Genomic DNA, 12,296 nt, shown 5'->3' on the forward strand with positions numbered 1-12,296 from the left:
GATGAATCTCACCTGGTTATGCGCATTTTCACAAAAAAATAGTCAGAAATTTGTATTAAGTTTTGTGCTGTTTTGCCGATAAGCTTCGTTACCACAACCTGAAAACACAACAAGGACTTGAGCCTTGAGTCACTATAACGATCAGTTCCTGAAGCAGTCTCCTCTGGCAGTATTAGGTGTGTTACGTGATTTACACAGACAGCAGGTTCCCGTCAGGCTGGAATGGTCTAACGGGCAGTTCATCAGCAAAATTCTCGATGTCTCGGCGGAGCGTTTAGTGCTGGACTTTGGCAGCCAGGCGCAGGAAAACCTTTCCGTGCAGAAGGCCAACGATATTGATTTCATCGCTGAAACGCAGGGGGCAAAAGTCGAATTCTCGCTGCCGGGCCTGAAAGCGACGGAATATCAAAATCTGCCGGCGTTTACCACGCCGCTGCCGCCATCGCTGTGGTTCGTTCAGCGCCGGGAATATTTCCGCATTACCGCGCCTACGCAGCCCCAGTACTATTGCCGCACCGAGCTTGCTGACGGTTCTCAGTTTGCCTTCCGGCTCTGCGACCTGTCTCTTGGTGGGATGGGCGCGCTGGTGGACGGCACGTTGCCGCCAGGCCTTGCGCCCGGCCTGCGTTTTGGCCGCGTAGAGATGGATCTCGTGGAATGGGGCAAGTTTTACTTTGATATGCAGCTGGTGATGGTTTCAGAGCGAAAAGTGGTGGACAGTAAAAATGAGACCATTTCTACTCCGCGCCTGAGTTTTCGTTTCTTAAACGTCAACCCGGCGGTCGAGCGCGAACTGCAAAAGATTATTTTCTCGCTGGAGCGGTCGGCCCGGGAAAAGGCCAGCCGCGTGAAATAGCTTAAATGGCGTTCATGGCCCGCGTGACCTTATACAGGTAGCGCGGTGCCTGTGGCGCAGGATGGTTGGTCGCTACATGCTGGTAAAATTCATCCGGACTCAGGCGATTAATTTTGTCAATTGCGGTCTGCCTGTCGGAATCAAAGGTTCTTAGTAGCGCCCCCGCCCCGTTCACGTAAGAAACAATCAGCGCGTACTGCATCACCTGCGGGTCATTGATTCCCCGTAAAATGCCGTGTTCCAGAATACTCAGATAAGCCGTGCCGATGTCGATATTACGCGCCGGCTCTCTCAGTTCGCTGTCAGATGGTTGCCCTCTGAAGCCCTGATTGCGATACACCTCTTTGCCCGCAGTGGAGCCTTTGATCTGCATCAGGCCGATGGCATTAGAGGCGCTAACCAGCTGTGGATTGCCGCCCGATTCTACCGCAATGATCGCCGTTATCAGTCTCGGACTAACGCCCCATTGCTGCCCGGAGAGTTCGGTCAGCGGCATCCAGTTCAGCGCCCGCTGGGTGGGGATCGTCGGATCCCACGGCGCCTGCTGCTGCGGAGAATGGCTGGAGCAACCGGCCAGGAATAGCACCAGAATGATAAACCCTCTTAATTTCACGCCTCTATCCTTATTGATGTGGCCGGCCATAACGGCGATGACAAGCGCCCTCGATAGCGGCATGATAACCAATTCATATTCAGCAAGGAAATGCCATGTCTCTGATTCATTTAATCGCCCCGTCCGGCTACTGTGTTAATCAACAGGCCGCGGCCAGGGGCATTCGTCGGCTGGAAGAGAACGGGCATCAGGTCGTCAATCAGCAGGCAGTGACCCGGCGTTTTCAGCGTTTTGCTGGCACCGACAGTGAGCGACTGGCAGAACTTAATCAGCTGGCGGCGCTGCCACCGGAAACGGACATTGTGCTGGCCGTGCGCGGAGGTTACGGCGTAAGCCGCCTGCTTGAGCACATTGATTTCTCACGTCTTGGGGCTTCGCTTCGCGCCCGGCCACACATTATCTGCGGTCACAGCGACTTCACCGCTTTCCAGATGGCCCTGCTGGCACAGTGCGGAGCCATCACTTTCAGCGGGCCAATGCTTGCCGGAAATTTTGGTGCCGAGGATATGGATGAATATACCTGGCGCCACTTCTGGCAGGCGCTCAGCGAACCGACGTTCACGCTCAGTTGGGAAAACGATGCGCCCGCGATGCTGGCCAGCGGCACGGTTTGGGGCGGCAATCTCGCGATGCTGATCTCCCTGGTCGGCACGCCGTTTTTGCCGCCAATAGACGGCGGTATTTTGGTCGTGGAGGACATCAACGAACATCCCTTCCGCGTTGAGCGTATGCTGCTGCAGCTTTACCATGCGGGTATTCTGTCACGCCAGAAAGCGATTATTTTAGGAAGTTTTAACGGTACAACCACGACGGATTACGATGCAGGATATACTTTTGAGGAAATGCGTAAAACGTTGCAACAGCGCCTGAACGTGCCTGTCCTTTCCGGCCTGCCTTTTGGACATGAACCACAAACCGTGACGCTGCCCCTCGGCGCGTATGGCGAGTTGGTCCACGACGGCGTCACCTCCCGACTGACGTTAAGTGGACACCCGGTACTTCGCTAAAGAAGCCCGATTTAAGCGCCCTTTTTGGGCGTTTGGGTAGCAGATGACATGTTACAATTCGACAACATAGACAAAGGAGACGAATGATTTTGGACGCAGGGGCGATTGTCAGTCTGTTTATTTTGGGTTCCGTTCTGGTAACTTGCAGTATCTTATTAAGTTCTTTCTCCTCTCGTCTGGGTATTCCCATTCTGGTTATCTTTTTGGCTATCGGTATGCTGGCCGGGATCGATGGCCTCGGCGGTATCCCGTTTGATAATTATCCCTTTGCCTACCTGATCAGTAACCTGGCGCTGGCGGTGATCCTGCTTGACGGCGGGATGCGAACCCAGGCGAGTTCGTTTCGCGTTGCGCTGGGCCCGGCGCTCTCGCTGGCAACCGTTGGCGTATTAATTACCTCCGGGCTGACCGGAATTGCCGCCGCCTGGCTGTTCAACCTCAACCTGATCGACGGCCTGCTTATTGGCGCCATTGTGGGTTCGACCGATGCCGCTGCGGTCTTTTCCCTGCTCGGTGGGAAAGGCCTGAACGAACGCGTAGGCGCGACGCTTGAAATTGAATCGGGCAGCAATGACCCGATGGCGGTGTTTCTCACCATTACGCTGATTGAGATGATCCAGCAACACCAGACCGGCCTGAGCTGGCTGTTCCTCGTGCACATCATTCAGCAATTTGGCCTGGGGATTGCGCTTGGTCTCGGCGGCGGCTATCTGCTGCTGCAAATGATTAACCGGATAACCCTCCCCCACGGGCTTTACCCGATGCTGGCCCTGAGCGGCGGGATTATGGTATTTGGCGTCACGACGGCGCTGGACGGCAGCGGTATTCTGGCGGTTTATCTGTGCGGCTTTGTCATGGGCAACCGCCCGATCCGCAACCGTTTCGGGATTCTGCAAACCTTCGACGGCCTGGCCTGGATGGCGCAAATCGGCATGTTCCTGGTGCTGGGTTTACTGGTGAATCCATCCGATCTGCTGCCGATTGCGGTGCCTGCTCTGCTGCTTTCCGCGTGGATGATCTTCTTTGCCCGTCCGCTGTCGATTTTTGCCGGGCTGCTGCCATTCCGTGGATTTAACCTACGCGAGCGCGTATTTATCAGCTGGGTTGGGCTGCGAGGTGCAGTGCCTATCATCCTGGCGGTGTTCCCGATGATGGCCGGGCTGGATAATGCCCGCCTGTTCTTCAACGTGGCCTTCTTTGTGGTGCTAGTGTCTCTGTTGCTCCAGGGCACATCGCTGGGCTGGGCCGCCAAAAAAGCCAAAGTCGTGGTGCCGCCTGTCGGCTGGCCCGTTTCCCGCGTAGGCCTGGATATTCATCCTGACAATCCGTGGGAACAGTTTGTCTACCAGCTAAGCGAAGAGAAATGGTGCGTGGGTGCCGCCCTGCGCGATCTGCATATGCCAGAAGAAACGCGCATTGCTGCGCTGTTCCGCGATAACGCGCTGCTTCACCCAACGGGCAGCACTCGCCTAAGAGAAGGCGATGTACTTTGCGTTATTGGCCGGGAGCGCGATCTTCCTGCGCTGGGGAAACTGTTCAGCCAGTCGCCACCGGTGGATTTAGATCAGCGTTTCTTTGGCGACTTTATTCTGGAAGCCAGCGCCCAGTTCTCCGACGTGGCGACCATATACGGCCTGACGCTGGATGAAGAAGTGGATACCCAGCAATCGTTAGGTGATTTTGTGCTGGGGATGCTTGGCGGCGCACCGGTTGTTGGCGACCAGGTGGAGTTTGCCGGGATGATTTGGACAGTGGCCGAGAAAGAAGACAACCTGGTGCGTAAGATTGGTGTCCGGGTGGCCGAGGAAGAAGAGGAGTAGTTTCCCCTCTCCCCGGCCCTCTCCCTGAGGGAGAGGGGGAAAACAAATGACGGAAACCTTCTTTATTCCCTCTCCTTCTGGGAGAGGGTTAGGGTGAGGGTAAAAAAACAAAACCTATACTGCGGTTTGCGAGGTGACAACCAAACTGCCTCTCGAGAGAAGCATGGACATTAACTCACCACCACCGGCACTCGCGGCGCTAACGCGCACATCAGCTCATAGCCAACCGTGCCGGCGGCGCTGGCGACATCGTCAATTTTGACATTTTTGCCCCACAGCTCAACCGGACTGCCGATACCGGCCTGCGGGCAAGGCGTCAGGTCTACAGCGATCATATCCATCGACACTTTACCCACCAGGCCGGTCATGACGCCATCCACCATGACAGGCGTACCGTCTGGCGCAATGCGCGGGTAGCCGTCCGCATAACCACCAGCCACAATCCCAATTCGCTGCTCGCCGCTGGCGGTGTAGCGGCTGCCATAGCCCACGGTATCGCCAGCCTTCAGGTTCTGAATGCCGATAATTTCGCTGCTCAGCGTCATTACCGGCTGAAGGCCGCTGGTAGCGACATCCTGCCATTGCCCGCTCGGAGAAGCCCCGTACAGGATTATCCCTGGCCGAACCCAGTCAAAGTGCGCTTCCGGGTGCCATAGCGTAGCCGCCGAGTTTGACAGAGAGCGAGGGGCATCAATGCCCTCCGCCGCCTGTTCAATGCGTTTCATAGGCTCAATAATGCCTTCTGGCTGCTCGGCATCGGCAAAATGCGCCATCAGGGTTAGTTCACCCACATTCGGGATGGAACGAAGTTTTTGCCAGATGCCGTGCACGCGATCGGGCGTAAACCCGAGGCGATTCATCCCGCTGTTGATTTTGAGATAAACATCCAGCGGCGCGCTCAGCTTCGCGTTGGCTATCGCCTTCACCTGCCAGTTACTGTGCAGGCTTGTGGTCAGCCGGTATTTGTCGAACAGCCCCAGCTCATCGGCATGGAAGAACCCTTCCAGCATTAGAATCGGCCCTTTCCAGCCGCGCTCACGCAGCAAAATGGCCTCTTCAAGATTCAGCATGGCAAAACCATCTGTCGCGCCTAACGCCGACCAGATACGGTCGAGACCGTGGCCGTATGCATTGGCCTTAACGACCGACCAGACACGTGAACACGGGGCGGCTCTGCGCACCACTTCTAGATTATTGCGCAGCGCGCTGAGATCCAGCGTCGCTACCACAGGACGGGACATGACGGCTCCTTTTAGTTATGTGCGCCATGAAGGTGGCGGGGGCTCAATGGCGTAAAGCCAGGCGCGTAGCGTGCGATGCCTAAATCCTCGCTTGGGATAGCCGGAGTCCGCCCTGAGATCAGGTCGCTCAGCATCTGGCCTGAACCGCAAGCCATTGTCCAGCCCAGGGTGCCGTGCCCGGTATTAAGCCAGAGATTTTTGAACGGCGTACGTCCCACAATTGGCGTCCCGTCCGGGGTCATCGGACGTAGTCCGGTCCAGAACGTTGCCTGCTCTACGTGCCCGCCGCGCGGATAGAGATCCCTGACGACCATTTCCAGCGTTTCACGGCGAGGCTGCAGCAGTTCAGTGTTAAAGCCGACGATTTCCGCCATGCCTCCCACACGGATGCGGTTGTCAAAGCGGGTAATAGCGATCTTGTAGGTCTCATCCAGAATGGTTGAAACCGGCGCTCCCTGTTCGTCGGCAATAGGAATGGTCAAGGAGTAACCTTTTAAAGGATAGACCGGAATATCGGCGATACCCTTGAGCAGGCCTGTGGAATAAGAGCCGAATGCCACGACGTAGGCATCGCCCTTCACCACTTCCTGGCCGCACTGTACACCGCAGATTTGCTGGTTGTCGTACAGCAGACGGTCCACCGGCGTATTGAAGCGGAACTCAACGCCCGCTTCCGCCGCCATCCGCGCCAGGTTTTGGGTAAACAGCTGGCAGTCACCGGTTTCATCGTTCGGTAAACGCAGGCCACCGGTCAGCTTATGGGCCACGTCCGCCAACGCGGGCTCAACGCGATTGAGCTGGCTGGCTTCCAACAGCTCATACGGTACGCCCGCGTCTTTCAATACGGCGATGTCTTTGGCCGCGCTTTCATACTGCTGCTCGGTACGGAACAGCTGCAGCGTGCCACCCTGTCGGCCTTCATACTGGATGCCGGTGGTGTGGCGCAATTCTTTCAGGCAATCGCGGCTGTATTCTGCCAGGCGCACCATGCGGCCTTTGTTTTCCATGTAATGCCGGGTATCGCAGTTGCGCAGCATCTGCCACATCCACTTCAGCTGGAACTGGGTTCCGTCGAGGCTGATGGCCAGCGGCGCGTGGCGCTGGAACATCCACTTAATGGCTTTTAACGGGACGCCCGGTGCCGCCCACGGGGCAGCATACCCCGGAGAGATCTGCCCGGCGTTGGCAGCGCTGGTTTCCTGCGCCGGCCCTGATTCGCGATCGATGACGGTGACTTCATGCCCGGCCTGACGTAAATACCAGGCGCTCGCCACGCCGACGACACCACTTCCCAGCACCACAACACGCATATCTGCTCCGCAATTAGCTAAAAGAATAATCTTCTGATTACATATTGATAACTCAGTTGAATATGTTATTCAACATATGGCTTTATTATGGTGACTAAACTCACAAAGCTGCCCGCCAGTGCTGGAACGGGATAATTAGCATCTCCTGTACGGGAAAACATTTTCGTCAAAATAAAATGCTGCGTGACGGGCTAAAACCCCGCTATTGAGATCAATAAATCGCGAAGAAAAAATTTTACTTGTCGGCGCTATCTTTCAGGAGTTGTCTATTCTTGAGAGTGAGGCTTTCCATCCAGAGAAAGTCGAAAACAATGAGGGCGCGCTGATGGCTAACGTAACTGATTTCGCCACAAAGGATCCCACCCGTCTGAGTGACGGGCCCGACTGGACGTTTGAGCTACTGGACATCTACCTGGCCGAGATTGACCGGGTAGCAAAGCTCTACCGGCTGGACACCTATCCCCACCAGATTGAGGTCATTACCTCAGAACAGATGATGGACGCGTATTCCAGCGTCGGGATGCCGATTAACTATCCGCACTGGTCTTTTGGCAAAAAATTCATCGAAACCGAGCGCCTGTACAAGCACGGGCAGCAAGGGCTGGCGTATGAAATTGTCATCAACTCTAATCCCTGCATTGCCTATTTGATGGAAGAGAACACCATCACCATGCAGGCGTTAGTGATTGCGCATGCCTGTTACGGGCATAACTCTTTCTTTAAAAACAACTACCTGTTCCGCAGTTGGACGGATGCCAGCTCGATAATCGACTACCTGATTTTCGCCAAAAACTACATTACGCAGTGTGAAGAGCGTTACGGCGTTGATGAGGTGGAGCGCCTGCTGGACTCCTGCCACGCGCTGATGAACTACGGCGTGGACCGCTATAAACGCCCGCAGAAGATATCCCTGCAGGAGGAGAAAGCGCGCCAGAAAAGCCGGGAAGAGTATCTGCAGAGCCAGGTGAATACGCTCTGGCGCACGCTGCCGCGTAAGGAAGAGGAAAAAACCGCAGAATCCGCCCATCGCTTCCCTTCGGAGCCGCAGGAAAATCTGCTGTATTTTATGGAGAAGAATGCCCCGCTGCTGGAGCCGTGGCAGCGTGAGATCCTGCGTATTGTGCGCAAGGTGAGCCAGTATTTTTACCCGCAAAAACAGACCCAGGTGATGAACGAGGGCTGGGCTACTTTCTGGCACTACACCATTCTCAATCATCTGTATGACGAGGGCAAAGTCAGCGACCGCTTTATGCTGGAGTTTTTGCACAGCCATACCAACGTGGTGTTCCAGCCACCCTATAACAGCCCGTGGTACAACGGCATTAACCCCTACGCGTTGGGGTTTGCCATGTTCCAGGATATCAAACGAATTTGCCAGTCACCGACCGAAGAAGACCGCTACTGGTTCCCGGATATTGCCGGTAAAGACTGGCTGGAAACGCTGCATTTCGCCATGCGTGACTTCAAGGATGAAAGCTTTATCAGTCAGTTCCTGTCACCTAAGCTGATGCGCGACTTCCGCCTGTTCACCGTGCTGGACGATGACCGCAATAATTACCTGGAAATTTCGGCCATCCACAACGAAGAGGGTTACCGGGAAATACGTTCTCAGCTGTCGGCCCAGTACAACCTGAGCAACCTCGAGCCGAACATTCAGGTCTGGGATGTGGATTTGCGCGGGGATCGTTCGCTAACGCTGCGCTATATCCCGCACAATCGCGCCCCGCTGGACAAGGGCCGCCGGGAAGTGCTCAAGCATGTGCATCGCCTGTGGGGCTTTGACGTCGTGCTGGAGCAGCAAAATGCGGATGGCAGCGTGGAACTGCTGGAGCGCTGCCCGCAGCGGAACCCGCTGTAAGAGTAAAAAAAACGCTTCCCTCGGGAAGCGTTTTTTATTCTGGCTAGCGACTGTGCATCGCCAAATCACCGGGCAGATTTTTCTGCATACGGTGCCAAATCTCGCCGCTCTCGCGACCGTAGTTACGCACGGTATCAAAGACCTGCTCGTGAAGCCCCTGCTGGCAGATTTCGGCCAGGCGGTGGTAGAAACCCAGCGCCAGGCTACGAGCTTCAGGATTAGAGAAGTAGTGACGCCCGATGCGGGTGTACAGCCCTTTCATCCCGTTCAGGATCAGCCCATAAATCGGGTTACCGGACGCAAACGCCAGGCCGCGGAAAATGTTGTAGTCCAGCTCGGCAAAGGCGTCCGCGTGGTCTTCAACTTTGTTAGCGGTGGCCAGCACTTCCTGCGCTTTATCTGGATACTGACGAATCGCCGTACGAATAAATATCGTGGAGATATTGGTTCGCACCGAAAGCAGATTATCAATCAGCTGCGGCACGCTGTCGTGATCGAGACGGGCCAGCGTTTCCAGTATGTTTAAGCCTGAGGTTTCCCAGAAATTGTTCACCCGCGTTGGCTTCCCGTGCTGAATTGTCAGCCAGCCGTCACGAGCAAGACGCTGAAGCACTTCACGTAATGTGGTACGCGTAACGCCAATCAGTTCTGAAAGTTCACGCTCTGCCGGCAGGATGGAACCCGGCGGAAAACGGCTGTTCCAGATACTTTCTATAATATATTCTTCCGCGAAACCCGCTGGGCTCTGCGCCTTAATGACCATAGTAAGATTTCCATTACTCAGGTTTTGCAAATTGGACTCATCATACCAGATGCCATGCGCGCCAGATAGCGGGGGCGACGCGCAAATGCGGGATCGGCGTTGAATTTTGACGATAAACGCCTTAACTCAGGATTTCCTTCGGCTTGATCGCATGCCCCATAAACGAGTAACCTGAAGCGTTATCTTTCTAAACATCAACATAATACAACGGATAATGGTAACTATACGATGGAAATGTCCTTTGGGCGGGCGTTGTACCGCAACTTTCTGGGTCAATCACCTGACTGGTACAAACTGACGCTGATCCTCTTTTTAGTGGTTAATCCGCTGGTCTTTTGGTTCGTCAGCCCGTTTATCGCGGGGTGGATGCTGGTTGTGGAGTTTATTTTTGCGCTGGCGATGGCGCTGAAATGCTACCCGCTGCTGCCGGGCGGCCTGCTGGCCATTGAAGCCGTGCTGGTCGGCATGACCAGCCCCGATCACGTTCGCGCTGAGATCGCTTCAAACCTCGAAGTCCTGCTGCTGCTGATGTTTATGGTGGCCGGGATTTACTTCATGAAGCAGCTTCTGCTGCTGCTTTTCACCCGCCTGCTGCTGGGGATCCGGTCCAAAATTGCGCTGTCGCTGGCTTTCTGCGTCGCCGCCGCGTTTCTTTCCGCCTTCCTGGATGCCTTAACGGTTGTGGCCGTTGTCATTAGCGTGGCCGTGGGCTTCTACAGCATTTATCACCGCGTGGCCTCCGAATCGCAGGATGACAGCAACGTTCAGGACGACAGCCATATTCGAACCGACAGCCGGGAGGTTCTTGAGCAGTTCCGCGCTTTCCTGCGCAGCCTGATGATGCACGCTGGCGTCGGCACCGCGCTGGGCGGCGTAATGACCATGGTTGGCGAGCCGCAGAACCTGATCATTGCTAAAAATGCGGGCTGGCACTTCGGCGATTTCTTCCTGCGCATGATGCCGGTGACCGTGCCGGTGCTGATTTGTGGCCTGCTCACCTGCGTGCTGCTGGAGCGTTTTAAAGTATTCGGCTACGGGCAAACGCTGCCAGAAAAAGTACGCGGGATCCTGTATGACTTTGACGCCCAGAGCACGAAGAAACGAACGAAGCAGGACAAGATGAAGCTGCTGATTCAGGCGCTGATTGGCGTCTGGCTGATTATCGCTCTGGCCTTGCATCTGGCAGAAGTCGGCCTGATTGGCCTGTCGGTGATTATTCTGGCGACATCACTTTGTGGCGTTACCGACGAGCATGCTATCGGCAAAGCCTTTACCGAAGCGCTGCCGTTTACCGCCCTGCTGACCGTTTTCTTCACCATCGTGGCGGTTATCATCGACCAGCATCTGTTCGGCCCGATAATTCAGTACGTGCTCGATGCCTCTCCGCACGCCCAGCTGTCGCTGTTTTATATCTTTAACGGCCTGCTATCCTCGATTTCCGACAACGTCTTTGTCGGCACTGTTTATATCAACGAGGCGAAAACTGCGCTGCAGAATGGCGCCATCAATATGCAGCAGTTTGAACTGCTGGCGGTGGCGATCAATACCGGCACTAACCTGCCCTCGGTGGCAACGCCGAACGGCCAGGCGGCCTTCCTGTTCCTGCTGACGTCAGCACTGGCACCGTTGATTCGCCTCTCTTACGGCCGCATGGTTGTGATGGCGCTGCCCTACACGCTGGTGCTGACCCTTGTGGGCCTGCTGTGCGTGGAATATACCTTAACGCCTGCTACGCAATGGATGCTGGACAGCGGCTGGCTAGTGACGCCTGATACGCTGCTTGCACCGCACTAAGGCAATTTGACGGGAAGTCCGCTTCCCGTTACAAATTTTTTCCTTATAAACATCCGATTACTACGTTATTTTCATCTGCGCTACTGGCGCAAAAAGGGAATTGGTTTACACTGCCGATTCTACGCATGCTGCAGGGAAACTGATTATGTTGCGATATTTAAACCAATGCTCTCTTGGGCGCACCGCCTGGCTGCTTTTGGCCTTTACGGCATTTGCGCTTGAGATGGTGGCATTGTGGTTCCAGCACGTTATGGGGCTGAAACCTTGTGTGATGTGCATTTATGAACGTTGTGCGCTGTTTGGCGTGATGGGCGCTGGTATCGTGGGCGCGATAGCCCCTAAAAGCCCGCTGCGCTATGGCGCCCTGGCCATCTGGCTGTACAGCGCAGGGAAAGGCGTACAGCTGGCATGGGAGCACACCATGCTGCAGCTTCACCCTTCTCCGTTTGTGACCTGTGATTTCTTCGCTCGTTTCCCAAGCTGGCTGCCGCTGGATAAATGGCTGCCGCAGGTTTTCGTTGCGAGCGGTGACTGCTCCGTTCGCCAGTGGGAATTCCTGTCGCTGGATATGGTCCAGTGGCTGCTCGGGATCTTCGCCGTGTTCCTGATTATTGCGGTGCTGGTGTTGATTGCTCAGTTCTTCAAACCTAAGCGTCGCGATCTGTTTGGCCGCTAAGTTAGCAAGTGCCCGATAGTAATAACCCACCTTTCGGTGGGTTATTTTTTTCAGGAATGATCGCGCCGGTACAACGCCCATTCATCAATTCTTTCCCCGCCAGGCAGCAGGCAGTCACTTCTTTCGCCCTCAGGCGTTTTCACGCTGACAGATTTCCCACCTTTGGCCTGGCAATAAACCGAAGCCGGATTCGCCATGCCCACGCTATGCGGAGGCTTCGGTGCCTCACGCTCTGCCGTCGCACAGCCGCTGAGTAGCAATATACCCATGATAGTTGCTAGTTTTTTCATTTTTCCTCCTCTGAAAAGTGAAGTATACGCCGGAGAGATAAAAAAACCGCAGAAAGACAAAAAGTGCG

Annotated in this window: 11 protein-coding genes and 1 pseudogene; 6 read left to right on the plus strand and 6 right to left on the minus strand. The window is 55.2% G+C overall.

Features of this window, described 5'->3' with window-relative positions; genetic code table 11:
• Positions 1-124: 124 nt before the first annotated feature.
• Positions 125-856 carry a flagellar brake protein YcgR gene (ycgR, locus tag LH86_RS17355; RefSeq protein ID WP_039303931.1) on the plus strand — a complete coding sequence of 244 codons (732 nt, stop codon included), beginning with the start codon at positions 125-127 and terminating at the stop codon, positions 854-856.
• A 1-nt stretch (position 857) separates the two neighbouring features.
• Here the strand turns inward: ycgR and emtA are convergent, their stop codons facing one another.
• Positions 858-1,469 (minus strand): membrane-bound lytic murein transglycosylase EmtA, encoded by a 612-nt coding sequence (gene emtA / locus LH86_RS17360; protein ID WP_008454102.1) that lies wholly within the window; start codon positions 1,467-1,469, stop codon positions 858-860.
• Positions 1,470-1,564: 95 nt separating this feature from the next.
• Between emtA and ldcA the strand changes: the two genes are divergently transcribed.
• Both ldcA and LH86_RS17370 read left to right on the plus strand, forming a co-directional pair.
• Positions 1,565-2,476 carry a muramoyltetrapeptide carboxypeptidase gene (ldcA, locus tag LH86_RS17365; RefSeq protein ID WP_039303933.1) on the plus strand — a complete coding sequence of 304 codons (912 nt, stop codon included), beginning with the start codon at positions 1,565-1,567 and terminating at the stop codon, positions 2,474-2,476.
• Positions 2,477-2,565: 89 nt separating this feature from the next.
• On the plus strand, positions 2,566-4,296 hold the full coding sequence (locus LH86_RS17370) for a potassium/proton antiporter (RefSeq protein ID WP_039306341.1): 1,731 nt from the start codon (positions 2,566-2,568) through the stop codon (positions 4,294-4,296).
• Here the strand turns inward: LH86_RS17370 and LH86_RS23055 are convergent.
• The 3 genes and pseudogenes from LH86_RS23055 to LH86_RS17380 form a co-directional block, all read right to left on the minus strand.
• Positions 4,228-4,407 (minus strand): annotated as a pseudogene (locus LH86_RS23055) (hypothetical protein); the annotation flags it as partial. The gene LH86_RS17370 and the pseudogene LH86_RS23055 overlap by 69 nt on opposite strands.
• 59 nt (positions 4,408-4,466) lie before the next feature.
• On the minus strand, positions 4,467-5,537 hold the full coding sequence (gene dadX / locus LH86_RS17375; RefSeq protein WP_039303935.1) for a catabolic alanine racemase DadX: 1,071 nt from the start codon (positions 5,535-5,537) through the stop codon (positions 4,467-4,469).
• A gap of 11 nt (positions 5,538-5,548) precedes the next feature.
• The gene (locus LH86_RS17380) at positions 5,549-6,847 is read right to left on the minus strand and encodes a D-amino acid dehydrogenase (protein ID WP_039303938.1); all 1,299 of its coding nucleotides are present in this window, start codon (positions 6,845-6,847) and stop codon (positions 5,549-5,551) included.
• A 325-nt stretch (positions 6,848-7,172) separates the two neighbouring features.
• Between LH86_RS17380 and LH86_RS17385 the strand changes: the two genes are divergently transcribed.
• On the plus strand, positions 7,173-8,705 hold the full coding sequence (locus tag LH86_RS17385) for a SpoVR family protein (protein WP_039306344.1): 1,533 nt from the start codon (positions 7,173-7,175) through the stop codon (positions 8,703-8,705).
• A 43-nt stretch (positions 8,706-8,748) separates the two neighbouring features.
• On the opposite strand, the gene fadR is transcribed toward LH86_RS17385, so the two are convergent.
• Entirely contained in the window at positions 8,749-9,468 is a 720-nt protein-coding gene (gene fadR / locus LH86_RS17390) for a fatty acid metabolism transcriptional regulator FadR (RefSeq protein ID WP_039303942.1), read from the minus strand.
• 228 nt (positions 9,469-9,696) lie between these two features.
• Here fadR and nhaB point away from each other — a divergent pair, with 228 nt between their 5' ends.
• Together nhaB and dsbB are read left to right on the plus strand one after the other, a co-directional pair.
• Positions 9,697-11,262, plus strand: a complete 1,566-nt coding sequence (gene nhaB, locus LH86_RS17395; protein WP_039303945.1) for a sodium/proton antiporter NhaB — start codon at positions 9,697-9,699, stop codon at positions 11,260-11,262.
• 145 nt (positions 11,263-11,407) lie between these two features.
• On the plus strand, positions 11,408-11,938 hold the full coding sequence (gene dsbB / locus LH86_RS17400) for a disulfide bond formation protein DsbB (protein ID WP_039294405.1): 531 nt from the start codon (positions 11,408-11,410) through the stop codon (positions 11,936-11,938).
• A gap of 50 nt (positions 11,939-11,988) precedes the next feature.
• On the opposite strand, the gene LH86_RS17405 is transcribed toward dsbB, so the two are convergent.
• The gene (locus LH86_RS17405) at positions 11,989-12,228 is read right to left on the minus strand and encodes a DUF333 domain-containing protein (protein WP_039303948.1); all 240 of its coding nucleotides are present in this window, start codon (positions 12,226-12,228) and stop codon (positions 11,989-11,991) included.
• Between the last annotated feature and the right edge of the window lie 68 nt (positions 12,229-12,296).

Origin of the sequence: Cedecea neteri (assembly GCF_000758325.1) — a bacterium.
GTDB classification, from domain to species: domain Bacteria; phylum Pseudomonadota; class Gammaproteobacteria; order Enterobacterales; family Enterobacteriaceae; genus Cedecea; species Cedecea neteri_B.

Coding starts and splice junctions, on each gene's coding strand:
- ldcA (WP_039303933.1), top strand. CDS start 1,565: ATGTCTCTGATTCATTTAATCGCCCCGTCCGGCTACTGTGTTAATCAA.
- dadX (WP_039303935.1), bottom strand. CDS start 5,537: ATGTCCCGTCCTGTGGTAGCGACGCTGGATCTCAGCGCGCTGCGCAAT.
- LH86_RS17380 (WP_039303938.1), bottom strand. CDS start 6,847: ATGCGTGTTGTGGTGCTGGGAAGTGGTGTCGTCGGCGTGGCGAGCGCC.
- LH86_RS17385 (WP_039306344.1), top strand. CDS start 7,173: ATGGCTAACGTAACTGATTTCGCCACAAAGGATCCCACCCGTCTGAGT.
- fadR (WP_039303942.1), bottom strand. CDS start 9,468: ATGGTCATTAAGGCGCAGAGCCCAGCGGGTTTCGCGGAAGAATATATT.
- nhaB (WP_039303945.1), top strand. CDS start 9,697: ATGGAAATGTCCTTTGGGCGGGCGTTGTACCGCAACTTTCTGGGTCAA.
- dsbB (WP_039294405.1), top strand. CDS start 11,408: ATGTTGCGATATTTAAACCAATGCTCTCTTGGGCGCACCGCCTGGCTG.
- LH86_RS17405 (WP_039303948.1), bottom strand. CDS start 12,228: ATGAAAAAACTAGCAACTATCATGGGTATATTGCTACTCAGCGGCTGT.